Annotated in this window: 26 protein-coding genes; 13 read left to right on the plus strand and 13 right to left on the minus strand. The window is 71.5% G+C overall.

All coding sequences use genetic code 11. From position 1 onward, the window contains the following. Positions 1-120 precede the first annotated feature (120 nt). The 4 genes from purF to ABIC70_RS22410 all read left to right on the plus strand — a co-directional run bounded on the left by purF (position 121) and on the right by ABIC70_RS22410 (position 4,198). Positions 121-1,596, plus strand: a complete 1,476-nt coding sequence (gene purF / locus ABIC70_RS22395) for an amidophosphoribosyltransferase (RefSeq protein ID WP_043357788.1) — start codon at positions 121-123, stop codon at positions 1,594-1,596. A gap of 65 nt (positions 1,597-1,661) precedes the next feature. After that, positions 1,662-2,411: an SDR family NAD(P)-dependent oxidoreductase gene (locus ABIC70_RS22400; protein ID WP_043385275.1), complete on the plus strand. Its 750-nt coding sequence runs from the start codon at positions 1,662-1,664 to the stop codon at positions 2,409-2,411. 196 nt (positions 2,412-2,607) lie between these two features. Further along, positions 2,608-3,018, plus strand: a complete 411-nt coding sequence (locus ABIC70_RS22405) for a dihydrofolate reductase (RefSeq protein WP_043385327.1) — start codon at positions 2,608-2,610, stop codon at positions 3,016-3,018. A gap of 61 nt (positions 3,019-3,079) precedes the next feature. Then, positions 3,080-4,198, plus strand: coding sequence for a carboxylate-amine ligase (locus ABIC70_RS22410; protein ID WP_043385278.1), 1,119 nt, complete (start codon positions 3,080-3,082; stop codon positions 4,196-4,198). An 85-nt stretch (positions 4,199-4,283) separates the two neighbouring features. Here ABIC70_RS22410 and der read toward each other — a convergent pair whose 3' ends face one another. The 3 genes from der to ABIC70_RS22425 form a co-directional block, all read right to left on the minus strand. Next, the gene (gene der, locus ABIC70_RS22415; RefSeq protein WP_053609129.1) at positions 4,284-5,639 is read right to left on the minus strand and encodes a ribosome biogenesis GTPase Der; all 1,356 of its coding nucleotides are present in this window, start codon (positions 5,637-5,639) and stop codon (positions 4,284-4,286) included. Positions 5,640-5,668: 29 nt separating this feature from the next. Further along, the gene (locus ABIC70_RS22420; protein WP_043357771.1) at positions 5,669-6,379 is read right to left on the minus strand and encodes a tetratricopeptide repeat protein; all 711 of its coding nucleotides are present in this window, start codon (positions 6,377-6,379) and stop codon (positions 5,669-5,671) included. A gap of 93 nt (positions 6,380-6,472) precedes the next feature. Then, the gene (locus ABIC70_RS22425) at positions 6,473-7,081 is read right to left on the minus strand and encodes an NnrU family protein (RefSeq protein ID WP_043357769.1); all 609 of its coding nucleotides are present in this window, start codon (positions 7,079-7,081) and stop codon (positions 6,473-6,475) included. A gap of 369 nt (positions 7,082-7,450) precedes the next feature. Here ABIC70_RS22425 and ABIC70_RS22430 point away from each other — a divergent pair, with 369 nt between their 5' ends. Both ABIC70_RS22430 and ABIC70_RS22435 read left to right on the plus strand, forming a co-directional pair. After that, complete coding sequence (locus ABIC70_RS22430) at positions 7,451-8,617, plus strand: hypothetical protein (protein ID WP_354441191.1); 1,167 nt, start codon at positions 7,451-7,453, stop codon at positions 8,615-8,617. Positions 8,618-8,670: 53 nt separating this feature from the next. Continuing rightward, positions 8,671-9,297, plus strand: a complete 627-nt coding sequence (locus ABIC70_RS22435; protein ID WP_043357765.1) for an MSMEG_1061 family FMN-dependent PPOX-type flavoprotein — start codon at positions 8,671-8,673, stop codon at positions 9,295-9,297. Here ABIC70_RS22435 and ABIC70_RS22440 read toward each other — a convergent pair. Beyond that, a complete protein-coding gene (locus ABIC70_RS22440; protein ID WP_075380859.1) occupies positions 9,291-9,503 on the minus strand; it encodes a hypothetical protein in 213 nt (70 codons plus the stop codon). The two genes, ABIC70_RS22435 and ABIC70_RS22440, sit on opposite strands and share 7 nt — an antisense overlap. A gap of 136 nt (positions 9,504-9,639) precedes the next feature. Between ABIC70_RS22440 and ABIC70_RS22445 the strand changes: the two genes are divergently transcribed. From ABIC70_RS22445 to ABIC70_RS22455, 3 genes are all read left to right on the plus strand, one after another. Next, the gene (locus ABIC70_RS22445) at positions 9,640-9,936 is read left to right on the plus strand and encodes a hypothetical protein (RefSeq protein ID WP_051045121.1); all 297 of its coding nucleotides are present in this window, start codon (positions 9,640-9,642) and stop codon (positions 9,934-9,936) included. 60 nt (positions 9,937-9,996) lie between these two features. Continuing rightward, the gene (locus ABIC70_RS22450) at positions 9,997-10,257 is read left to right on the plus strand and encodes a hypothetical protein (protein WP_043385287.1); all 261 of its coding nucleotides are present in this window, start codon (positions 9,997-9,999) and stop codon (positions 10,255-10,257) included. A gap of 82 nt (positions 10,258-10,339) precedes the next feature. Beyond that, entirely contained in the window at positions 10,340-11,101 is a 762-nt protein-coding gene (locus tag ABIC70_RS22455) for a lytic transglycosylase domain-containing protein (RefSeq protein ID WP_354441194.1), read from the plus strand. Positions 11,102-11,107: 6 nt separating this feature from the next. Here the strand turns inward: ABIC70_RS22455 and ABIC70_RS22460 are convergent, their stop codons facing one another. From ABIC70_RS22460 to ABIC70_RS22500, 9 genes are all read right to left on the minus strand, one after another. Beyond that, on the minus strand, positions 11,108-11,764 hold the full coding sequence (locus ABIC70_RS22460) for an SOS response-associated peptidase (RefSeq protein ID WP_354441196.1): 657 nt from the start codon (positions 11,762-11,764) through the stop codon (positions 11,108-11,110). Positions 11,765-11,879: 115 nt separating this feature from the next. Then, the gene (locus ABIC70_RS22465; protein ID WP_043385292.1) at positions 11,880-13,055 is read right to left on the minus strand and encodes a zinc-dependent alcohol dehydrogenase; all 1,176 of its coding nucleotides are present in this window, start codon (positions 13,053-13,055) and stop codon (positions 11,880-11,882) included. 293 nt (positions 13,056-13,348) lie between these two features. Next, positions 13,349-14,590: a cytochrome P450 gene (locus ABIC70_RS22470; RefSeq protein ID WP_043352561.1), complete on the minus strand. Its 1,242-nt coding sequence runs from the start codon at positions 14,588-14,590 to the stop codon at positions 13,349-13,351. Further along, a complete protein-coding gene (locus tag ABIC70_RS22475; RefSeq protein ID WP_354441199.1) occupies positions 14,583-15,908 on the minus strand; it encodes an NAD(P)/FAD-dependent oxidoreductase in 1,326 nt (441 codons plus the stop codon). The genes ABIC70_RS22470 and ABIC70_RS22475 overlap by 8 nt, the downstream gene beginning before the upstream one ends. Then, complete coding sequence (locus ABIC70_RS22480) at positions 15,905-16,144, minus strand: ferredoxin (protein ID WP_043385300.1); 240 nt, start codon at positions 16,142-16,144, stop codon at positions 15,905-15,907. Before ABIC70_RS22480 ends, ABIC70_RS22475 begins: the two co-directional genes overlap by 4 nt. Further along, positions 16,141-17,451: a glycosyltransferase gene (locus ABIC70_RS22485; protein ID WP_354441201.1), complete on the minus strand. Its 1,311-nt coding sequence runs from the start codon at positions 17,449-17,451 to the stop codon at positions 16,141-16,143. The genes ABIC70_RS22480 and ABIC70_RS22485 overlap by 4 nt, the downstream gene beginning before the upstream one ends. A 289-nt stretch (positions 17,452-17,740) precedes the next feature. Next, positions 17,741-18,373: a TPM domain-containing protein gene (locus ABIC70_RS22490; RefSeq protein ID WP_354441203.1), complete on the minus strand. Its 633-nt coding sequence runs from the start codon at positions 18,371-18,373 to the stop codon at positions 17,741-17,743. Next, positions 18,363-19,157: a TPM domain-containing protein gene (locus tag ABIC70_RS22495; protein ID WP_354441205.1), complete on the minus strand. Its 795-nt coding sequence runs from the start codon at positions 19,155-19,157 to the stop codon at positions 18,363-18,365. Before ABIC70_RS22495 ends, ABIC70_RS22490 begins: the two co-directional genes overlap by 11 nt. A 22-nt stretch (positions 19,158-19,179) precedes the next feature. After that, positions 19,180-19,815: a LemA family protein gene (locus ABIC70_RS22500; RefSeq protein WP_354441207.1), complete on the minus strand. Its 636-nt coding sequence runs from the start codon at positions 19,813-19,815 to the stop codon at positions 19,180-19,182. 239 nt (positions 19,816-20,054) lie between these two features. Here ABIC70_RS22500 and ABIC70_RS22505 point away from each other — a divergent pair, with 239 nt between their 5' ends. The 4 genes from ABIC70_RS22505 (at position 20,055) to ABIC70_RS22520 (ending at position 23,594) form a co-directional block, all read left to right on the plus strand. Continuing rightward, positions 20,055-20,429, plus strand: coding sequence for a hypothetical protein (locus ABIC70_RS22505; protein WP_043385305.1), 375 nt, complete (start codon positions 20,055-20,057; stop codon positions 20,427-20,429). 27 nt (positions 20,430-20,456) lie between these two features. Continuing rightward, entirely contained in the window at positions 20,457-21,377 is a 921-nt protein-coding gene (locus ABIC70_RS22510; protein ID WP_354441209.1) for a LysR substrate-binding domain-containing protein, read from the plus strand. 100 nt (positions 21,378-21,477) lie between these two features. After that, complete coding sequence (locus ABIC70_RS22515) at positions 21,478-22,671, plus strand: CaiB/BaiF CoA transferase family protein (RefSeq protein WP_043352553.1); 1,194 nt, start codon at positions 21,478-21,480, stop codon at positions 22,669-22,671. After that, entirely contained in the window at positions 22,668-23,594 is a 927-nt protein-coding gene (locus ABIC70_RS22520) for a hydroxymethylglutaryl-CoA lyase (protein WP_043352552.1), read from the plus strand. Before ABIC70_RS22515 ends, ABIC70_RS22520 begins: the two co-directional genes overlap by 4 nt. Positions 23,595-23,641 lie beyond the last annotated feature (47 nt).

Genomic DNA, 23,641 nt, shown 5'->3' on the forward strand with positions numbered 1-23,641 from the left:
CGCCGTAGGACTCGTCGTGCGGAACGCCTAGATAGCGGTTCCGGTGGTGCACGGATTGCTTCCGCGACGACCGGCGCGTCGGCCCTTCGCCGCCGGGATCTGTGAGTGATCGACCGCCTCATGTCACACGCCGCCGCCTCCACCGACGCTTTCAATTTCGATCTCGATGGCGACACGCTCCGGGAGGAGTGCGGCGTCTTCGGCATCTTCGGCCATCCGGAGGCCTCGGCCATCGTCGCGCTGGGGCTGCACGCCCTTCAGCACCGCGGCCAGGAGGCGGCCGGCATCGTCTCCTTCGACGGTTCGGTGTTCCACTCCGAACGGCGCCCCGGCCTCGTGGGTGATTCCTTCTCGGACGGCGACACCATCGCCCGCCTGAAGGGCCGCGCCGCCATCGGGCACGTGCGCTACTCGACCACCGGCGGGACGATCCTGCGCAACGTCCAGCCGCTCTTTGCGGAGCTCGCCAGCGGCGGGCTGGCAGTCGCCCATAACGGCAATCTCACCAACGCCCTGTCGATCCGACGCGACCTCGTCCGCGACGGTGCGATCACCCAGTCGACTTCCGACACCGAGGTGATCCTCCACCTCGCGGCCCGCTCCCGGAAGCCGCGGATCATCGAGCGCTTCATCGACGCCCTGCAGGCGATCCAGGGCGCCTACGCGATCGTGGCGCTCACCAACAAGAAGTTGATCGGTGCCCGCGATCCGCTGGGCATCCGCCCGCTGGTGCTGGGCGAGCTGGACGGCCGCTACATGCTGGCCTCCGAGACCTGCGCATTGGACATCATCGGCGCCCGGTTCGTCCGCGACATCGAGAACGGCGAGATCGTGGTGATCTCTGAGGAGGGGATCGAGTCGATCCGCTTCGCCGACGCCGTGCCGATGCGGCCCTGCATCTTCGAATACATCTACTTCGCCCGGCCGGACTCGGTGGTGAACGGCAAGAGCGTCTACGGGGTGCGCAAGGCGATCGGCCGGGAACTGGCCCGCGAAGCCGCCGTCACGGCCGACATCGTCGTGCCGGTGCCGGATTCCGGCGTCCCGGCGGCTTTGGGCTTCTCGCAGGAGACCGGGATTCCCTTCGAGATGGGGATCATCCGCAACCATTATGTCGGGCGGACCTTCATCCAGCCGACCCAGTCGGTGCGCGAACTCGGCGTGCGGATGAAGCACTCGGCCAACCGCGCGGCGATCGAGGGCAAGAGCATCGTCCTCGTGGACGACAGCCTCGTGCGCGGCACGACCTCGGTGAAGATCGTCCGGATGATGCGCGAGGCCGGGGCCGCCGAGGTGCATTTCCGGATCGCCTCGCCGCCGATCACCTACCCGGATTTCTACGGGATCGACACGCCCGAGCGGGAGAAGCTGCTCGCCGCGACCCACGATCTCGAGGCGATGCGCAAGTATATCGGCGCGGATTCGCTCGCCTTCCTGTCGATCCCCGGCCTCTACCGGGCGATGGGCGAGGAGGCCCGGAACGCCGCCTGCCCGCAATACACTGACCATTGCTTCACGGGCGACTACCCGACCGGCCTCACGGACCTCTCCATCGCCGGCCCGAAGCGCTTCGCCATGCTGGCCGAGGCGGATTGACGGATCTGCGGATTCCGTGCGCGGACGGGCATCCCCCGCGGGCGGAAATGCGCTAGGTCCTCTCCATGGCTGAGTCTCAGAAACCCCTGGAAGGCCGCGTCGCGGTCGTCACCGGCGCGTCCCGCGGCATCGGGCGCGCCGCCGCCCTGGCGCTCGCCGGCGCCGGCGCCCACGTGATTGCGGTGGCGCGCACCGTCGGCGCCCTGGAAGAGCTGGACGACGCCGTGCGGGCGGCCGGCTCCAGCGCCACCCTCGTGCCGTTCGACCTCGCCGATTACGACGCGATCGACCGCCTCGGCGCGGCGATCAACGAGCGCTGGAAGCGCCTCGACATCCTGATCGCCAATGCCGGCATCCTCGGCGCGCTCATGCCCATCGGCCACATCACCCCGAAGATCTGGGGGCAGGTGATGGACGTGAACGTCACCGCCAACTGGCGCTTGATCCGCTCCCTCGACCCGCTGCTGCGCATGTCGGATGCCGGGCGGGCGATCTTCGTCTCCTCGGGGGCGGCCTCGAAGTGCCGGCCCTACTGGGGACCCTACTCGGTGTCGAAGGCGGCGCTGGAGGCCCTGGTGCGGACTTACGCGGCCGAGAACGAGAGCACGGCGATCCGGGCCATGCTGCTCAATCCCGGACCCTTGCGGACCGGCATGCGCCGCTCGGCCATGCCCGGGGAGGACCCCGAGACCCTCAAGACGCCCGAGGACCTCGCCCCCCATTTCGTGCGGCTCGCCGCGCCGGACTGGGCCGAGACCGGCAAGCTCTACGATTTCCCCACCGACCGGGTGCTGAGTTTCCGCGCACCTGAATGAGCCGGTACCCTGTTATTCGAACACGCACCCCACCGCCTCCCTCATCCTGAGGTCCCGGAGCGCAGCGGAGGCCTCGAAGGCGGGCTCCACAGGTCGCGCGATCCCTGGACCCCGCCTTCGAGGCCCGCTCGCGCGGGCACCTCAGGATGAGGGGGTGGATGGGGCAGGCCTGATCTTCCTGTCTGAGTTGCTTTCCATGATCGACGTCCGCTGCATCTGTGCGATCGGCCTGCGGGGCCAGCTCGGCCTCAACGGCCAGCTGCCCTGGGAGGGCAACACCGATCCGCTGTTCGTGGAGGACGTGACGCGTTTCTTCGCGCTGACCATGGGCCATGTCCTGATCGCCGGGCCGAAGACGGTGGCCTCGGTGCCCGAATTCGCCTTCAAGGACCGCACCATCGACGTGATCCGCAGCCACGAGGATCCGGAGGCGGTGCTCAAGCGCTATCCCGGCCGGCGGATCTTCGTCGGCGGCGGGATCGCGGTGTGGAACGTCTACGCCAAGTACATCCAGAACTGGGACATCACCCGCCTGCCCTACGACGGCGAGGCCGACCGCTGGTTCGATCCCGCCTGGCTGGTGGGCGGACCGCTGCGCGCGGCTTGAACGGCACCTTCCCGTGAGCCGGCGCGTTGGCCGCGCACGCGTCGCGTTTCCGGAGGCCACGATGAGCGCCCACAGCTACCGCTTCGGCATCGAGGAGGAATACTTCCTGGCCGATGCCGAGACCCGTGGGACACCGCGCGGCGACCTCGCCGCCTTCCACGCGCGGGTGAAGGCGGAACTCCCCGAGACGGGACGCGAATTGGTCGCCGCACAGGTCGAGGTCTGCACCCCGCCGCTCACCGACGCGAGCGCCGCCCGGGCGAATCTCGGCGGCCAGCGGGCTCGGCTCGCCGGCATCGCCGCGGAGAATGGGCTGGCGCTCCTCGCCTGCGGCACGCATCCCCTCGCGCGCTGGTCGCGCCAGACCGCCACGGACGGCGAACGCTACAAGGGCATCCTGTCGGATGTCGGCATCGCCGCCCGGCGGGCCCTGATCTGCGGGATGCATGTCCATGTCGAGGTGCCGGACCCGGAGGCCCGCATCGATCTCATGAACCGGCTGCTGCCGTTCCAGCCGCTGCTGCTCGCCCTCTCGGCCTCCTCGCCGTTCTGGCAGGGCGAGGCGACGGGGCTCAAGGCGTACCGGCTCAGCGTCTTCGGCGAGCTGCCCCGCACCGGCCTGCCGGAGCTTTTTTCCGATGCCGCCGCCCATGCGCGGTTCGTCGCCATCATGACCCGCTCGGGCGCCATCGCCGATGCGAGCTTCCTGTGGTGGTCGCTGCGCCCCTCGATCAAGTTCCCGACGCTGGAATTGCGCATCGCCGATGCCTGCACGCGGCTCGACGATTCGCTGTGCGTCGCCGCCCTGTTCCGCTGCCTCGTGCGCCTGTGCGTGCGCCGGCCCGACCTCCATGCCGATCTCGACGGCGTCTCGCGGGCGCTGGCCTCCGAGAACCTCTGGCGCGCCCAGCATAGCGGCGTGGCCGCGGCGCTGATCGACGAGGCGCGGGGCGACGCCGTCCCGTTCCCGGAGGCGCTGGAGGCGGTGCTCGCCCTCGTGGCCGAGGATGCGGACGCCCTCGGCTGTGCAGCGGACGTGGCCCGGGCCCGGTCGATCGTGGCCGAGGGGACCAGCGCGGACGGGCAGATCGCGGCTTTCGAGGCCGCGCTGTCCGAGGGCAAGGACGAGCGCTCCGCGCTGGCGGCGGCGGTGGACTGGATCGCCGACGCGGCGCGGTAGAGCGGGCCCCGTCCGCCCGCCGCATCCTGAGGTGCGGGAATGCAACGCAGGCCTCGACGGGGACCCCCGCCCGGCCGCGGCTGGATCAGCCCTTGTCGAACGGATTCTGCGAGGTCCGCAAGCTCAGGCGGATCGGTGTGCCCGGCAGGTCGAAGGCCTCGCGCAGGCCGTTCACGAGGTAGCGCGTGTAGGATTTCGGCAGGGCGTTGAGCTGGTTGCCGAACAGCGCGAAATGCGGCGGCCGGCTCTTCACCTGCGTGGCGTAGCGGATCTTGATCCGCCGGCCTGACACCGCCGGCGGCGGGTTGCGGGACGTCGCCTCGTTCAGCCAGTCGTTGATGCGCGAGGTCGAGATCCGCCGGTCCCAGACCTCGGAGGCCTGCACCACCGCCTGCATCAGCTTGTCGACGCCGTCGCCGGCCAGCCCCGAGAGCGGCACGACCGCGACGCCGCGCACCTGCGGCAGCAGCCGGGTGCAATCCTCGCGCAGCTGCTTCAGCAGGCCCGGCTGGTCGGCCACGAGGTCCCATTTGTTGAGGCCGATCACCAGGGCGCGGCCCTCGCTCTCGACGAGGTCGACGATGGTCAGATCCTGCTTCTCGAAGGGGATCGTGGCATCGAGGAGCACCACCACCACCTCGGCGAAGCGCACGGCGCGCAAGCCGTCCGAGACCGCGAGCTTCTCCAGCTTGTCGTCGATCCGGGCGCGGCGGCGCATCCCGGCGGTGTCGTGCAGCTTGATCCGCCGCCCGCGCCATTCCCAATCGAGGGAGATCGAGTCGCGGGTGATGCCGGCCTCGGGGCCGACGAGCAGCCGGTCCTCGCCGAGCATGCGGTTGATCAGCGTCGACTTGCCGGCATTCGGGCGACCGACAATGGCGACCTTGAGAGACCGGCCGCCAGGGGCGTCCGTGTCGTCCTCCTCGTCCTCGTCCTCGTCGCGCTGGGGCAGGGCGCCCTTGAGCGCCTCGTGCAGCTCGCCCAGGCCCTCGCCATGCTCGGCGGAGAACGGGATCGGGTCGCCGAGCCCGAGGGTGAAGGCCTCGTAGGCCCCGGCGAGCCCGGCCCCGCCCTCGGCCTTGTTGGCGATCAGGATCACCGGGCAGCCGGCCCGGCGCACCAGTTCGGCGAAGGGCTGGTCGGCCGGCAGCACGCCGGCGCGGGCGTCGATCACGAACAGCACTACGTCGGCGGCGAGGATCGCCGCCTCGGTCTGCATCCGCATCCGGCCCGTGAGGGTCGCGGCGTCGGCCTCCTCCAGGCCGGCGGTGTCGATCACCCGGAACTGGAGGCCGCCGAAGGTGACGTCGCCCTCGCGCCGGTCGCGGGTGACGCCCGGGCGGTCGTCGACCAGCGCGAGCTTCTTGCCCACGAGGCGGTTGAACAGGGTCGACTTGCCGACGTTCGGCCTCCCGACGATCGCGACGGTCGGCATATCCATGGTGGTTCTCGAAACAGTCCGAACAGAAATCAGCGCGTGATCGGCGGGGGCGGGGCAGCGGGCTCGGGCTTGGCCTCGGTCACCGTCACGGGGCCGCCCGCGACGATCGCCGCGTAGACCTCGATCCGATCCCGCAGGTTCCGCGGGGTATCAGGATCGGCCACGATCTGGTCGAACCAGCGTCCGGCCTCCTCGTAATCGCCCTTCTTCAAGGCGGCGAGGCCCAGCATCTCCCGGGCGGTGTGGCGGAACGGGGTGCCGGCGGCCAGGCCCTGGAGGTTGGCCAGCGCCGGATCCGGGTTCGGCCCGTCGAGGCGCAGCAGAGCGGCGCGCAGGCGAGCGAGGTCGCGCAGGCCGTCGCCCAGGCCGGTATCGTCGGCGAGCTTGTCGAACTCCGCGGCGCCTGCAGCGGCGTCGCGCTTGCCGGTCTCGGCCGCCGCCCGGAACCGGGCGAGCAGGCGGTAGCCCGCCGGGCCCTGCGCTTCCAGGGCGTCGAAGGCCTTGTCGGCCTCCGCGACCTTGCCGTCCTTGGCGAGGCGGTTGGCGTCGTCGAACTGCACCGAGGCCACCTCGGCGGCCGCGCGCTGCTGGGCCTGCCAGTAGCGCCAGCCCGCGACGCCCGCCACCACGAGCACGGCGAGCGCGATGATCACGCCGCTGTAGCGCTTCCAGATCTGAAGGATCCGGTCGCGGCGGTAATCCTCGTCGACCTCGCGAAGGAACTCGTTGTTCTCGGCCATTCTATCCCGGCCCGCATGATTTCAGCGGACCACCTCGTCTCGTTCGGGCCCCGCGCCTAACACACGGGCGCGGGGTTGGCGACAGGCAGTGTCTCAGGCGGTGCCCGGCCAGACCGGCACGCCGATCACCGGATAGTGCAAATAGCGGGCGAAAACGAACCACGCGGCCGTCCCGATCACCAGAGCCAGGATGTCGTTGCGCCAGCCCTGCGGGGCCACCGCCGGCCCGCCATGCTGAGCCGCGACCGCCCCCGGGGCGAGAGCCCGGCGCTTGGCGCTGATCCGCGCCGCCACCGCCCAGGCGAGGAAGCCGCCGAACAGCAGCATCGAGCCGAGATCGCCGTTGGCCAGGAGGTGCGCGGTGGCCCAGATCTTCACGGCGAGCAGCATCGGGTGCTTGGCCTTGGCGCGGATATGGCCCGGCAGGTAGGCGGCGGCGAGGCACACGAAGGCGAGCCAGACCAGCGTCAGGGCGAGGTGGCGCGTCCAGACCGGCGGATCCCAGACCGGGATGTAACCGGCGAGGCGGTAATCGTGGAAGCCGATGCCGATCAGCACCAGCCCGAGCAGCGACAGGGCGATGTAGCCGAGCTTGTAGCGGCCCTCGCCGATCCGGTCGACGATCGCGGCGCGCCGGGTGCGGGCCATCGAGAAGGCATGCGTGCCGAGAAACAGCACCAGCCCGAGGATCAGGAGAACCATAGGAGACTTTCAGTCGGGCCGCACGGCCGGCGGCAAGCACTCTGTAATGGTTCTCAAGCGAATCTCCGCCTGTTTGTCCAGGCGCGGCCGGGACGCAGCCGGATGGCGACCATGGGAAGGGCGGATCGGGTGTCCGGGATGCGACGCGGCGGTGCCACGCTGCGATCGCGCGGGTTTAAGCAACCGGCGCCGCGCAGTCTCCCTCCCTCCTCTGCGGGGGAGGGCGTCACGGCCGTCAGCCCGGGTCGGGCGAGGGGAGCCCCGTTTCCGGAGGGATCGCCACCTGCGCTGAAGCCCGCACCGTCGCGCCGCCGCGCTCCCCGCCCGCTTCGCAGAAAACCCTCCCCCGCAGAGGGGGGCGGGAGGGCGGTGCGCCTTGGCCGCGTGGCGCTGCTGGTCCTGATCCCCTTCGCAACCCCCGCCTCCGCCGATCCCCCGCTCTCGGCCCTGACCCTGGTCGGGCCGCCGACGGAGATCTTCAAGGCCGGCCGCGATGCCTGCGACGGCGCCGACGTCCCCGACGCGCCGGCCCGCGCCTTCCGCGACGCCGCGGGCGCGGTGGCGCTCTACGGGATGCATTACCGTAACCGGGCGCTGCGCGGCCCGGATCTCGGCCAGCTCAAGCTCGACTGCACGGTGGTGCTCGATTCGGGTGAGAAATCCGATCCTGCGGCCTACGACGACCGCTCCTGGATCACCGCCACCTGGACCGAGGACGGCGCCCGCGTGGCCGCACTCCTCCACCACGAGTACCAGGCCAACGAGCATCCGGGCCGCTGTCCGGCGGCCACCTACATGGCCTGCTGGTACAACACGATCACGGCCGCCACCTCGACGGATGGCGGCCGTAGCTTCAAGCGGCAGAGCCCGCCCGTGGTGGTCGCCGGAGCCCCGTTCCGGCAGGAGAGCGACCAGGGCCGCCACCGCGGCTTCTTCAATCCGTCGAACATCGTCGCGGACGGGAGATGGCGGTACTTCCTCGCCTCGACCACCGGTTGGACCCGGCCCGGCAGCGACCAGGAATCCGGGATCTGCCTGTTCCGCAGCGACGATCCGCTCGATCCGACCCGCTGGCGCGCCTGGACCGGCACCGGTTTCACCGCCGCCTTCCCGGACCCCTACCGCGCCGCCCGCCCGAACACGGCGACCTGCCGGCCGGTCGGGCCGTTCCCGGGCCCGGTCGGGGCCGTCGTCCGGCACCGCGGCTCGGGCGCCTGGATCGCCGTGTTCATGGCCAAGGCGGCCGAGGGTTACCCGCAATCCGGCTTCTACTGGACCACCTCCCGCGACCTGATCACCTGGGACAGCCCGCGCCTGCTCCTCGCGGGCGCAACCCTCTACGACGACCCGTGCGCGGCCACGGCGCCGCTCATCGCCTATCCGTCGCTGCTCGATCCGGACGCGCGGGGCCGCAATTTCGACGATGTCGGAGACCGGGCGCTGCTCACTTTCGCGCGCCTGCGCACGGAGGGCTGCACGATCACCTCCGACCGGGACCTGCTGCGCCGCCCGGTGGCGATCCACGTCTGGCCCTGATCGCGCTTGACCGGGATGCGGCCGCCGCGCCACTCAGGGCGTGAGAGGTTCGCATGGACGCGCAAGCCGATACGCCGATTCGCGATGCCGCCGCGCTGCGCGGGCAGTTCGGGCCCGTCGGACCGCTCGCCGCCCGCAAGGTGCTCGACCACATCGACGATTACGGCCGCCGCTTCATCGCTCTCGCGCCGTTCCTGGTGGTGGCGAGCGCGGACAAGGCCGGCCATGTCGACGCCAGTCCCCGGGGCGATGCGCCGGGCTTCGTCGCCGTTGCGGATTCCCGGACCCTGGTGATCCCGGACCGGCGCGGCAACAACCGCATCGACACGTTCCTCAATCTGCTCGAGAGCCCGGGCGTCGGACTGATCTTCCTCGTGCCGGGGATCGACGAGACCTTCCGGGTGAACGGCACCGCCGCGCTGACGCAGGACGCCGCGCTGCTCGAGCCCATGCGCGCCCAGGGCAAGGTGCCGGCCGCGGGGCTCGTCGTGCAGGTGCGCGAGGCGTTCTTCCATTGCGGCAAGGCGATGATCCGCTCCGGGCTCTGGGATCCGGCGCGCCATGTCGCGCGCGACACCTTCCCGAGCCTGGGACGCATCCTGTCCGATCAGACTGCGGCCGCCGACGTGGCGGAGGCCGAGGCCACCATCGCCGACGCCTACCGGACGCGGCTCTACTGACCGGATTGGCCGAGGGCTCGTGCGTCGGATGCGACGGAGCGCACCGGCTGGCCGATCCGCTGGCAGACCATTGTGCCGAGGGTTACGCTCAGCATCAGGGCGGTGCCCGAGAGCAGCATCGTCGTTGCCCGGGCATAGGCACGGCCGACATGGATCAGCAGGCAGCCGGATGCGAAGATCGCGAAGGCCGGGAGCAGATGCTGCACGGGCGACGTCCTCTCTGGCTGCGGACGGACTGTCCGGGGTGCGGGGACCGAGGACCATCGTCAGCGCGCGGCGTGAAAACGCGGTTAATGTCGCGTATAGCTGTCGTCGGAGTGGACCGGCCGGAGAGGATCCCGCATGCCGCATTCGAGGGTTCCGGAGGCCGAGATCGGGACGGTCGGGACGGCGTCGGCCGACCCCCGCGACACGGCGCTTCTGGGCGCGGGTGCCATCGGCGCCGGGACGGTCGGGGCGTCAGCGCTGGGTGCGCTGGCCCTCGGGGCCGCGGCGCTCGGCGTCGTGGCGGTGGGCGCCTTCGTGATCGGACGCCTTTCGGTGGGGCGGGCCCGGGTCGGCTCCCTGGAGATCGGCGCGCTGGAGATCGACACGCTCACGGTGCGGTCTCTGCGGATGCCCGACCGGGATCCGGGTTGAGACACGGTATGAGTCTCCGGGCGGCCCATCGGCGCCGCGCGGATAACGAGGAGGGGAGCGATGACCGATCGGAAGCCGCCCTTTCGGCCCGCGGATGCGGTCGATGTCCTCGGTGAGGTCGAGGGTGATTTCGTCCTGCCGCTCTGCCTGCCGGGATCCAACCTGTTGATCGGCGAGGATCTCGCCATGCTGGTCCTCAGCACGATCCACGGGCAGCGGGTCGGCCTGCCGCTCAGCGCCCAGGGCGTGGCCGACCTTCACACGGTCCTGGGCGAGGCCCTGCGGCTGCTGCAGGCGCGCGAGCGCGGGCCGGTGCAGTAGCTTCGGCCCGTCGCCGGGGCGGCGAAAGGCTTCGTTGAGGCGGCCGGGATAGACAGGTCCCGGACCCTCTCCGTGGCGGCCGATGCGCGCTCCGTTGCTTCTCCTGCTGCTGACCTGCGCGGCTCCCGCGCAGGCCCGGCCCGCGACCTTTCTGGCGGTGCATGCGCTCGGCATGGCGTCCCTGCCGCCGGTTCCCCCGGTTGCCGCGCCGGCGCCGGCCGTCGCCGATGCGCGAGCCCGCTTCCTGCCGCTCATCGCCCGCGAGGCCGCCGGCACCGGCCTGCCGCTCGCGGTCGCCGACGCCGTCGCGCGGATCGAGAGCGGCTACGATCCCACCGTGGTCGGCAGCGTCGGCGAGGTCGGTCTGATGCAGGTCCGGCCCACCACCGCGGCGATGCTCGGCTTCCGGGGCACCGTCGCCGAGCTGGCGGCCCCGGAGATCAACGTTCGCTACGGCGTACGCTATCTCGCCGAAGCCTGGCGCCGGGCCGACGGCGACCTCTGTCGCGCCCTGATGAAGTACCGGGCGGGACACGGGTCGGAGGTGATCTCGCCCCTGTCGCAGCTCTACTGCGCCCGCGCCCAGGCGATCCTGGCCGATCCCGAAGCGCGCCTCGTCCGGGCGAGCGCCCGCCCAGCCGTCCCGTTCCGCCTCGCCGACAAGCAGACGCGCCCCGTCCACCGGACGCGCGTGGTCGCCGAGTCGACGCCGCCGCTCTCGTTCTGGGAGGCGCACCGAGCACGGATCGCCCGGCTCAACGCCGCCGTGCTGGCGCGCTGGCGGGCCCGCGGCGTGACGGCCGCCCCCACAGGCCATCCCTCCGGCGAGCCGGCGGGCGGGTAGGGCGGATCAGTCCTCGACCCCGTCCGACCGCGCCCCCCGGGCGACCTCGCGCATGGCGGCATCCGGCAACGGGCGCTGGAGCCGGAGCGCCTCCGCGGTGGGCGCCTCGAGCCAGGTCGCCCATTCCTCCGGTTGCGTGATCAGCACCGGCATCGCCTTGGGATGGACCGGCCCGACGACGCCGTTCGCCTCCGTGGTCAGGAAGGCGAACAGCCGGTGCTCCGCGGCGACCCGGTCCGGGTTCTCGCGCTTCGTCCCCCGCACGCCCGTCCAGGGCCGCCAGATCCCCGCGAAGGCGAAGAGCGGCCGATCCTCGTCGAGGGCGAACCAGACCGGCGTCTTGCGCGGCTTGGTGTCGGCGTACTCGCTGAAGGCGGTGACCGGCACGAGGCAGCGATGGGCGACCCCGAACCAGGGTCGCCAGTGCGGGCTCGCGACGTTGCGCACGTTGGTGATCGGATGCTCGCCGAACGCCTTCGGCCCCGGCATGCCCCAGCGCATCATCGCGAGGTCCCGTCCGGCGGTGCCGTTCAGGACCACCGGCGCCAGCTGGTCGGGAAAGATAGCCGGCAACGGCGGAAGGTTTCCGGTGCGGTCCTCCGCGATCGCGAAGGCCCGGCGCAGATCCGCGGGGCCGGTCCGCAGGCTGTAGAGGTTGCACATGGGCGTCCCGGACGGTTGGTGGGCACGGCGCCGGCTCTACACGCTTCCGGGATGCCGCGCCCAGCCGGGCCTACGGGGATACGCCCCAGCCGATCGGCGGCCGGAGCGCGCCGCCTCAGTTCAGGTGGAACACCACCTTCACGCAGCCGTCCTTCTTGTCGCGGAAGGCCTTGTAGAGGTCCGGCCCGTCCGCGAGGTCGTGCGAACGGTGGGTGATCAGGGAGGTCATGTCGATCTTTCCCGCCTGGATCAGCTTGGTCAGCGGCTCGAGATAGCGCTTCACATGGGTCTGGCCGCTTTTGAGGGTCAGGCCCTTCTGGACGATCGAGCCCATGTTGACCGGGATCGGTCCGCCATAGACGCCGGGCACCGAGACGATCCCACAGGGCCGGACCGCCTTGATGGCTTCGGCCAGCGCGTAGGGCCGCTCGGTGGCGGTCAGCTTCTCCTGGACGGCGGAGAGCACGCCGGTGAGGCCGCCATGGCCGGCACTCGCCTCCATGCCGACGCAGTCGATCACGCCGTCGGCACCCTGGCCCTTGGTGATCTCCTTGATTCGCTCGAACACGTCCTCGTTCATGAAGTCGATGATGTCGGTGGCGCCGGCCTTCCGGGCGAGGGCGATGCGCTCGGGCACGGTCTCGATGGCGATGATCCGCTCGGCCCCCATGATCTTCGCCGACTGGATCGCGAAGATGCCGACCGGGCCGGCGCCCCAGACCGCGATCGTCTCGCCGCCCTGGATCTCGCAATGCTCCGCGCCCTGCCAGCCGGTGGGCAGGATGTCGGTGAGGAACAGGACGGATTCGTCGTCCATGCCCTCCGGCACCTTCATGGGCGCGACGTCGGCCATCGGCACACGGACATACTCGGCCTGGCCACCGGCATAGCCGCCGGTCAGGTGCGAGTATCCGAACAGGCCGGCCGTCGTGTAGCCGAACTGCGCGGCCGCCATCTCGGCGTTGCGGTTTGAGCGCTCGCAGACCGAGTAATTGCCGAGCTTGCACTGGCGGCATGCGCCGCAGTTGATGTTGAAGGGTACGACGATCCGATCGCCCTTTTTGAACTTGGTGAAGCCGGTCCCGACCTCCACGACCTCGCCCATGAATTCGTGGCCGAGGACGTCGCCGCTCTTCATGGTCGGCATCTGGCCGTCCATCAGGTGCAGGTCCGAGCCGCAGATCGCGCAGCTCGTGACCTTGATGATCACGTCGCGGGAATCCTCGATGACCGGGTCCGGGACCGTGTCGCAGCGGATGTCGTTGCGGCCGTGCCAGCACAGTGCCTTCATCGCGAGGATCTCCGGAGACTTTCGGGAATGCGGCCGGCTCGGCCGCCTTCCGGGTAAAGCCGTCGGCGGTACGGCCAAGTTCCCCGGGATCGCGTTTGGGAATCGCCTCGCCGACAGCCGAACCTTCGGGCCGCCAGCCGCAGCGTTGTGGCCATGACAGGTTCAGGGCCGTCGATCTCAGGCTGGGCGGGGCTGCTGGACCGGCTCAGGACGAGAAGTTTACAAATGTTTCACGTGAAACAGCGGTGTTCACCACCCTTTTACGGTTCGAGACGGTGCCAGGTCTGCCTGCCTCAGGCGATCCCGTCGATGCCGATGGGGAGCTGCTCCGGACCGCGCAGGGACGCGCCCGGGCGATAGGGGGGCGGATCCTGCGGCAGACGCGGGGCGATCAGGCGGCGGCTCAGCGCCACCAGGGCGATCTCGGCCTCGATCCGCGCCAGAGGCGCGCCGACGCAATAATGCAGGCCGCCGCCGAAGCCGAAATGCTCGATATCGGACCGGTCCGGATCGAAGCGGTCGGGGGCGTCGAACCGGGCCGGATCGCGGTTCGCGGCGGCGAAGAGCAGGATGACGGGCGCGCCCTTCGGGATCGTCTCGCCGGCCACCGTGATCGCGCCGAGGGCCTTGCGGGTCCGGAAATGCACCGGCGGTTCGTAGCGCAGAACCTCCTCGATCAGGCGGGGGGCACGTTCGGGATCGGCGCGGAGCCGCTCCAGCTGCTCGGGATGCCGGAGCAGGGTCAGCATGGCGTTGGTGATGAGGTTCACGGTGGTTTCGTGGCCTGCCACCAGCAGAAGGACCGCCGTCGACAGGAGATCGAAATCGCTCAGCTGCTTGCGGCCGTCCGGACCCGGCGCGGCCAGACCGCTCAGCATGTCGTCGGTCGGGCGCCGCCGCTTCTCGCGGATGAGGTCGCGCATATAGGCTGCGATCTCGTCGAAGGCCCCGACGATCTTGCGGCGGGTCGCGTCGTCGTGGCGCGCGTCCGGCTCCACCGCGGTGGCGAGCTGCGTCGCCCAGGCCTGGAACCGCGGCTCGTCCTCGCGCGGAACGCCGAGCAATTCGCAGATCACCGTCACCGGCAGGGGATAGGAGAGATCGCTGACGAGGCAGACCTCCCGGCGTCCCCGACATGTATCGATCAGGGCGTCCACCTCGCGGGCGATCCTTGGCCGCAGGGCCTGCACGCGCGCGATCGAGAATTCCCGCATGACGAGGCTGCGCAGCCGGTCATGGTCCGGCGGGTCGCGGAAGATGAACGGTCGGTGCGTGGCGCTGATGCGGTTCTTGATCGGATTGAGGATCAGGTCCTTGAGCGGGTTGCCGGTGCGCGGACGCCGGGGCGGCGGCAGATCCTCGGAACTGAGCCGCGGATCGAACAGCAATCCGCGGATCGCCGCGTGCGTGGAGACGACGTAGCTGCCGTCGCGCTGGCGGGAGACCGGCCGCTGCCGCAACCGGGCATAGAGCGGGTACGGATCGGCCCGGTTTGCCGGATCCATCACGGCGGCGAACAATGCGTCGTCAGACATCGACGGTCTCGGTGGATGGGCGCGCCGGGGCGGCTTGGCGCGGAGACGGGAAGCCCGGGGCGGCGGTCTGAACGCGCGGCTGGTCGGTGGCGTCGATGATCGGCGGGAAGGCGGCGCCGGCCGTGATCGCCTCCGCGTAGGCGGGCAGCCAGCGGGCCTGATCGAACGAGACGGCCGCGATGCTGCGCCCGGCCCGGCCGTACACGGCGAGAAAGCGCCGGGAGGACCGAGACCCCTGCACCACCGCGACGGAATCGGCACCCTCGGGAAGCCCGATCACCTTGATGTTGATCCCGAACTGGCTCGACCAGAAGGCCGGCAGGTGCGCGTAGGGGCGCTGGTCGCCGGGGCGGGCCAGCATGTTGCGCGCGGCGTGGGCCGCCTGCTCGACGGCGTTGCCCCAGTGCTCCACCGCGATCAGGCGATCGCCGTAGAGCGGGATCGGCCACCGGGCGACGTCGCCGGCGGCGTAGATGTCCGGGCAGGGCGCCCCGTCGGCGTCGAGGACCCGGCAGGCCGCGTCGCAGGTCACCCCGCCGGCATCCGCCTTCAGGCCCGCGCCCCGCAACCAGCCTGTCGCCCGGGTCGCCCCCAGGGCCGCGATGACGAGGTTGGTCTCGATCGTGCTGCCGTCGGCCAGTCGGGCCCGTGCCACATGCCCCGCCGCATCGCCCTCGAAGGCGCGCACCATCGTGTTGGGCCGGAACGCCGCGCCGGCGTCGCGCAGGCACGACGCGATCACCCCGCCGACGAAGCTTCCCAGGCCTCGAGCCAGGGGCGCCGGATTCGGATCCACGAGGGTCACGGGCAGGCCGAGATCGCGCAGGCACGACGCCGCCTCGCAGCCGATCAAGCCGCCGCCCACGATGAGCACCTGGCGCGGGCGGGAAACCAGGGCCTCCCGGAGAGCCGCGGCATCGTCGCGCCCGCGCAGGGTGAAGAGACCGGCGAGCCCGCCGCCGGTCTCGGCCGGCCAGGGCCGGGCCTCGGCGCCGGTGGCGATGAGGAGGGCCTCGTAGGCCAGGACCGACCCGTCGGCGAGCCGAAGGGTGCGGGCCGCCCGATCGAGGGAAATGGCCGGGCTTCCGAGGCGCCAGCGGGCGTGGAGGTCGGTCAGTTCCGGCAGCCGGGTGGCGTCGGCGGCGAGTTCCCCGGCGAGCACGTGCTTCGACAGGGGCGGGCGGTCGTAGGGGCGGTGCGGCTCGGCGCCGACCAGGGTGAGCGGGCCGTCATAGCCGCCCCGCCGCAGCGCCTCGGCGCCGCGCAGGCCGGCGAGGGATGCCCCGACCACGACGATGCCGGCGGGTTCGGGGGTCACGGGGCGTCTCCGTCATCCGGGCCGGCCTGGAGGCTGATGGCGCGGACCGGGCAGGCCTCGACGGCCCGCTCGACGGCGCCGCGCCGGTCGGCCGGCGGCGCAGGATCGTAGAACAGTATCTCATGGCCGCGGATGGCGAAGGCCTCCGGTGCGGCGTAGCAGCACTGGGCGTAGCCCTGGCAGCGGTTGAGGTCGACGACGACCCGGAGCGCCCCGGCGCCGGCGGCCGGCTTCATGCCGACCTCGCGAGACGGCCTGCGCCGCCGGCACCTGACCGTGCGAGGTCGTCCACCGCCGTCAGGATGGAGGCCATGGCGTCCCGGGCCGCGAAGGCGTCCCGCAGCGCCCCGGCGCGCGTCCGGAAGCCGGGCTCGTCGAGCACGCGCCCCACCGCGGCGCCGATGGCCTCCGGGCTCGGTGCGTTGGTCCCGAGGTTGATCCCGACGCCGGACCAGCCGATGCGCGCGTTCACCTCGGCCTTGTCCTCGGTCAGGCCGGCCGACACGATCGGCACGCCGGCGGCGAGGGCCTGCGAGACGCTCCCATAGCCGCCGTTGGTGACGAGCACGCTCACCCGCGGCAGCAAGTCCCGGAACGGCAGGAAGCACGACACCCGGGCATTGGCCGGGACCGGACCCGTCAGCGCGTCCACGGGACGGCCGCCGGTGGTGGCCAGGACCAGCAGATCGTCCCGGTCGGCCAGGGCCGCGAGGGTCGGCTCGACCAGCTCGCCGAAATCCGCGTTGGCCAGCGTTCCCTGGGTGACCAGCACGACGGGCCGGCCCGCCGCGTTCGCCTGTTCCAGCTCGGGCCACCAGTCCGGAAGCGGCGCGGGCGGCGTCGGCGGCTGGAGCAGGCCGATGAAGCGGAGGCCGGAGGGCAGGGTGCCGTAATCGTACTCGAAGCCCGGCACGGTCGGCTGCAGGAACAGGTCCGGCAGGATCACGATGGAATGCGGCAGCGAGGCCGGCAGCGGCGGCAGGCCGAGCCGCGCGAGCGTCGCGTCGGTATAGGCCCGCACCGGGTTGACGAAGGCCGCGTCCATGCCGGCCTTGAGGCTGGCATAGCGGACCAGGTCGTCCCGGTCGCGGGCCGGGGGCAGGCCGAGGCCCACGGGCGCGTGGTCGGGCCGGTCGAGGAACAGGAAGCTGACGTTGACGGTCACGATGGGCGGCCGCGGCGCGGTATCGAGGAGCAGCGGCAGCACCCCGAGGAACATGCTGCCGGCCAGGATCACGTCGGGGGCCTCGGCGGCGATCAGCGCCCGCAGGGCGGCGGCCTGGACCGGCATGGGATCCACGAAGCGGCGCTCGAATTCCCGGCGGTAGCGCTCCGGGCCGGCGGGCAGTTCGGTCTCGCGGTACGCGGCCGCATCATGGTCCGCGTACGGCGTGAACCGCAGACCCGCCGCCTCCACCTTCGGCCGGAAGGCCGGGTCGGTGAGAACGAGGACGTCGTCCCCCCGGGCGGCCGCCGTCCGCCCGATGGCGAGGAGCGGGTTCACGTGGCCGGTGAGCGGCGTCGCGGCGATCAGGATCTTCATCACGGCCTCTTCGAGCGCAGCCGGTCGAGCCGGCGGCGCTTCGGATCAGGGTGCCGGCGCCTTCATGCGCAGCGGCCCCGTGGCCCCCGACGCGCCGGACTCACAGGGGGAATCGCAGCCGGGCCTGCGCAGTTACACAACCGGAGGATGCTTCGTGCGGCACCGCACCATCGCACCCGGCCAAACAACCGCGCAAGACCCGAATGTCGGATGCCACGAGGCGCGCGCGGCCTGTCCAAGGCAGGGGCGCACCGGCCGTGGCGGCCATCCTCGGCGGACCGGAAAGCCGTCAGTCGACCACGACCACCCGGTTCGGCAACTCGTCCGGGTCGCCCGGCTCCGCGGGGAGATGTTCCGCCAGGCAGGCGCCGACACGCTCGACCGCCGCCGTCAGGCCATCCTCGACGGCGCCGCGACCGAGGGCCGGGACCAGCTCGGCGAGGATCCCGTCCCAGGCGGTGGGCGGGATCTCCCGGAGGACGCCGAGATCGGTGACGATCTCCGCGTGCCGCTCGGCGAGCGACAGGTAGAGCAGTACGCCGGTGCGGCGGCGCGTCAGGCTCAGGCCCCGGAACCAGAAGGCCCGGCGGGCGGCCTCCCGGGCGCGGGCCCGTCGCAGCTGGCGCGGCACGAGGGCCATGCGCAGCCGCTCGTTCTGGCTTGCGACGAGGATCGCGGCTACGAGGGCCGCCTGCGCCAGCAGGATCGACGCGGCGCTCCAGGCCGTCAGGGCGATCAGCGGCCAGGGCAGGAGCAGCGCCGCCGCCAGGGTCGCGAGCAGGATCACGGAGCGATAGGCGCCGGCGCGCCGGCTGACCATCACGACGATCTCGCCGGATGTCCCGGCTTCCGCCCGGGCCACCGCGCGGGCGAGTCGCGCCCGCGCCTCCGGCGTCAGAACATCCGCGCGTCTACCAGTCACCGGAGGCTCCTCCGCCGCCCGACGAGCCGCCGCCGCCGGAAAAACCACCGTCGAAGCCCCCCGACGATCCGCTGTCCGAGAAGCCGCCGCCCCATCCGCCCGAGCCGGGGCCCGGCAGGATGACGAGGCCGCCGCCCCGCCCCATCCTTCCGCTCCGGCTCATGCGCCAAGCGACGAAGAGCACGATTAGGAACAGGGCGATGAAGACCGCGACCTGGGCAGGATCGACCTCGTCGGCCCGCACCTGCGGCTTGCGTTGCCATTCCTGCGCGTCGCCCGACAGGATCGACAGGATGCCGTCGACGCCGGCATTGAGGCCGCCGAAATAATCGCCGGTCTTGAAGCGCGGGGTGATGGCGCTGGCGATGATGACCTTGGACAGGGCGTCGGTCAGCGCCCCCTCCAGGCCGTAGCCGACCTCGATCCGGACCTTCCGCTCGCTCGGCGCCACGAGCAGCAGGACGCCGTTGTTGGTCTCGGCCTGCCCGAGCTTCCAGTCCCGGAACAGGCGGTTGGCGTAATCCTCGACGGTGGTGCCCTGCAGGTTCGGAACCGTTGCAACGACCACTTGGTCCGAGGTCTTGTCCTCGTGCGCCTTCAGCTTGGAGTCGAGCGTGCCGCGCTGCTCCGGGGTGAGGATGCCGGCCGCGTCGACCACGCGGCCGGTCAGCGCCGGGAAGGCCAGCTCGGCCGCCCACGCCCCGATCGCGTAGACCGTCAGGCAGGCTGCCAGGACGGCGAGCGACAGGGCGAGGCGCGCCCGGACGGGCATGGTCCGCCCCATGGTCCGCCCCCTGTGCCGCACCCTAGAACTTCACGTTCGGCGGCCGGTCGGCGTTCGGCGTCGCCGTGAAGGTCTCCATCGGCTTGGCGTCGGGATACAGGATCGCTGCGATCCAGCGGCCCGGGATCGTGCGCACCTCGGTGTTGTAGGCCTGGACGGCGGTGATGTAGTCGCGCCGTGCCACCGCGATGCGGTTCTCCGTGCCCTCGAGCTGGGATTGCAGGGCGAGGAAGTTCTGGTTCGACTTGAGGTCGGGATACTTCTCCACTGTCACCAGCAGGCGGCCGAGCGCCCCAGAGAGCTGGTTCTGGGCGTCCTGATACTCCTTGAACTTCTGCGGATCGCTGACCGTGGAGGCGTCGACCTTCACGCTGGAGGCCTTGGCGCGGGCCTCGGTGACCCCGATCAGCACGTCCTTCTCCTGCTGGGCGTAGCCCTTCACGGTCTCGACGAGGTTGGGGATCAGGTCGGCCCGGCGCTGGTACTGGTTCTGCACCTCGCTCCAGGCGGATTTGGCCTGCTCCTGCAGCGTCGGCACCCGGTTGACCGCCCCGCAGCCGCAGAGGCCCGCGGCCACCAGGATCACCGAGAGCACGCCGAAAAGGCGCGCCGCAGGCGATGTCCGGCGCCCCGCACCGGCCGTCAGCGTCGTTCCCATATCGTCCCCCATCTGCCGGCCGAGACTCGGCCGCTTGATCACGAACACGAGAGATAAGCGCCGGAACCGCCAAGGTAAGGTCCCCGCGTCCTCGGCCTTGAAGGATTGTGGTGTTGCCCGGTAAGGGCGTCGGCAACGGACCGGGTCGGCGCACGTTCGGACCCTCGGGTCGATCATTGGGTCGATCATTGGGTCGATCATCGGGTGGACCCATCGGCGCGGCGCCGCGGAGACCGGGAATGGATGCAGCACTCGCCGATCACGTCCGGGCCGCCAGCGCCGCCGCGCGGCGCCACGCCCTGGCGTACCGGGCGCCCTCCGGCAAGGACGCGCTGCCCTGGTCGATCATCGAGGCGTTCGACGCCCGGGTCCGCGGTCACCTCGCCCGCGACCCGCGGATCGAGGACGAACGCGACCGGGTCCTGATCGCCGCGGTGAAGCTTGCCGAGACGCCGGTCGAGGAGGGCGAGGAGAGCATCGCCGAGGCGCGCGCCCATCTCGTCGACGCGATCGACTACCTGGAACAGGCGGTGCTGCGGCTCGGCCTCGTCAACCGGGAGGGGGCCAAGGCCGGTCTCGGCACCTACGGCCAGCCGGTCGGATCCCGCGACTGACGGCACGCCTGACCGAGCCGTCACCGGATGTCCGCCGACCTGCCCGCGGCCGCAACCCTCAGCCGCCTCGACCTGAAGACCCTCCGGCTGTTCGCGGCCATCTGCGCGGAGGGGACCCTGAACGGCGCGGCCCGCCGGGCGGCGATCGCGCCCTCGGCGGTGAGCAAGCGCCTCGCCGAGCTGGAGCACGCGCTGGGCTGCACCCTGCTCACCCGCGAGCCGCGCGGCATGCGGCTCACGCCGGCGGGCGAGACCCTGCTGCACCACACCCGCCGGATGCTGGCGAGCGCCGAGCAGATCGCCCTGGAACTCGCCGAGCACGCCCGGGGCGTGCGCGGCTTCGTGCGGGTGCTCGCCAACCTCTCGGCCATCGTGGAATTCCTGCCCGAGGACCTGCAGGCCTTCCTGGCGGAGCAGGCCGGGATCCGGGTCGACCTCGAGGAGCGCCCGAGCGGCGGCGTCGTGGCCGGCGTCGAGGAGGGACTCGCCGATCTCGGCCTCTGTGCCGACAACACCGACACCCGCAGCCTCACCGCCTACCCGTACCGGAGCGACCGCCTCGTCCTGGTGATGCCCGCCGGGCATCCGTTGAGCCGCCGCGGCGCCGTCGCCCTGGCCGATACCCTCGACTACGACCATGTCGGGCTGCACGCGGAGAGTTCGATCTACGCCGCCCTGCGCGACGAGGCCCGGCGCCTCGGCCGGCCCCTGCGTCTGCGCATGCACGTCCCGAGCTTCGACGCCATCTGCCGGATGGCGCAGGTCGGCCTGGGCCTCGGGACCGTCCCGGAACATGTCTACGCCCTGCTCGGACCGCCGATGCGGCTCGCCGCGGTGCCGCTCACCGATCCCTGGGCGGCGCGCACGCTGCGCCTCGTGGTCCGGCCCGGGCCGGTATCCCCGGCGGCGGCGCTCCTCTTGGACCATCTCCGGGCCGCCGGGCGCTGAGGTTGCGTTCTCCGCTCGCGAACGCACGATGATGCATGGCGTTTGGACTTCGCGGCGGGAACGGCCGTATTTTCCAGGCAACCAAAGATGGAGGAAAGCCGTGTCCGGTCCGCTCAGCGGTATCCGCGTTCTCGAGCTTGGTCAGCTGATCGCCGCGCCCTTCGCCACGCGGCTGATGGCCGAATTCGGCGCGGAGGTCATCAAGGTCGAACCCCCGGGTGAGGGCGATCCCCTCCGGAAGTGGCGCAAGATGCACGAGGGCACCTCGCTCTGGTGGTACCTGCAGTCGCGCAACAAGAAGTCGATCGCGGTCAATCTGAAGTCTCCGGACGGTCTCGACATCGTCAAGCAGCTCGCCAAGAGCGCCGATGTCGTGGTCGAGAACTTTCGGCCCGGCGGTCTGGAGAAGCTCGGGCTGGGCTGGGACGTGCTCTCGGCGCTCAACCCCAACCTCGTGATGGTCCGCATCTCGGGCTACGGCCAGACCGGGCCCTACCGCGACCGGCCCGGCTTCGGCGCCATCGGCGAGTCGATGGGCGGCATCCGCTTCACCACCGGTAGCCCGGAGGCTCCGCCGGCGCGGGTCGGCGTCAGCATCGGCGACACCCTGGCCTCGCTCCACGGCGTCATCGGCGCGCTGATGGCCCTGCTGCGGGTCAAGACCGGACAGGGCGCGGGCCAGGTCATCGACGTCTCGCTCGTCGAGAGCGTGTTCAACGTGATGGAGAGCCTCGTTCCCGAATACGACCTGCTGGGCGAGGTCCGCACCCGCACCGGCGGCGCCCTGCCGGGCATCACCCCGTCGAACACCTATCCGACGCGGGACGGCGGCTACGTGGTCATCGCCGGCAACAGCGACCCGATCTTCCGCCGCCTGATGACGGCAATCGGCCGGCCCGACCTCGCCGACGACCCGGCGCTCCGCAACAACGAGGGCCGCTCGCAGCAATCCGCGATGCTCGACGGCACCATCGCCGACTGGTCGAAGACCAAGACCGTCGAGGAGGCGCTCGCCGTCCTCGACGCCGCCGACGTGCCGGCCGGCCGGATCTACTCGGTGGCCGACATCGTGGCCGATCCGCACTACCAGGCGCGCGACATGATCCTGCAGGCGGAACTGCCCGGCGGGACCGCGGTGAAGATGCCCGGCATCGTGCCGAAGCTCTCCGACACGCCCGGCGAGGTCCGATGGCAGGGGCCGGCGCTGGGCGCCCACACCGATTCCGTGCTCGCCGAGCTCGGTCTCGACCCGGCGCGCATCGCCGCGCTGCGCGAGAAGGGAGCCGTGGCATGAGCGGCGACACGCTGATCGTCCAGGAGGTCGCCACCCGCGACGGCTTCCAGATCGAGCCGGTCTTCGTGCCGACGGCGGAGAAGATCCGCCTGATCGACGCCCTGGCGGCGGCCGGCTTCAGCCGGATCGAGGTCTCCTCCTTCGTCTCGCCGAAGGCCGTGCCGGCGCTCGCCGACGCAGCCGAGGTCTTTTCCGGGATTCGGCGCCGGCCCGGGACCGTTTACGTCGCCCTGGTGCCGAACCCGAAGGGCGCCGAGCGGGCGCTCGCCGCCAAGGTCGACGAGATCAACCTCGTCGCCTCCGTGAGCGAGACCCACAACCGCGCCAACATGGGCATGAGCCCGGCCGACTCGATCGCCGGCTTCGCCCGGATCATGGATTCGGTGCGCGGCGCCCCGGTCAGCACCAACGCCACGGTGGCGACCGCCTTCGGCTGCCCGTTCGAGGGCGACCAGCCGGTCGACAAGGTCGTCGCGCAAGTGGAGCGCTACCTGTCCCTCGGCATCGACGGGGTGACGCTGGCCGACACCACCGGCATGGCCAATCCCCGGCAGGTGGGCCGCCTCGTCGCGCGGGTCCTGCCGCTGGTCGGCCCCGGGCGCCTGACGCTCCATTTCCACAACACCCGCGGCCTCGGCCTCGCCAACGTGCTGGCCGCCTACGACGCGGGCGCCCGCCGCTTCGACGCGGCGCTCGGGGGCCTCGGCGGCTGCCCGTTCGCGCCCGGCGCCACCGGCAACATCTGCACCGAGGACCTCGTCAGCATGGCCCACGAGATGGGCGTGCCGACGGGCCTCGACCTTCCGGCGCTGATCGGCCTGTCGCGGGATCTGCCTCGCCTCGTCGGCCACGACGTGCCCGGCCAGGTCGCCAAGGCCGGACGCCCCTGCGATCTCCACCCGGCGCCAGCCAAGGCCGCTTGAGAGTGCGTTGACCCTGCGGCCGCGATCCCGCGCCACGCGAGGGAGAT

It is taken from the genome of Methylobacterium sp. 1973 (genome assembly GCF_040545035.1).
GTDB classification, from domain to species: Bacteria; Pseudomonadota; Alphaproteobacteria; order Rhizobiales; family Beijerinckiaceae; genus Methylobacterium; species Methylobacterium fujisawaense.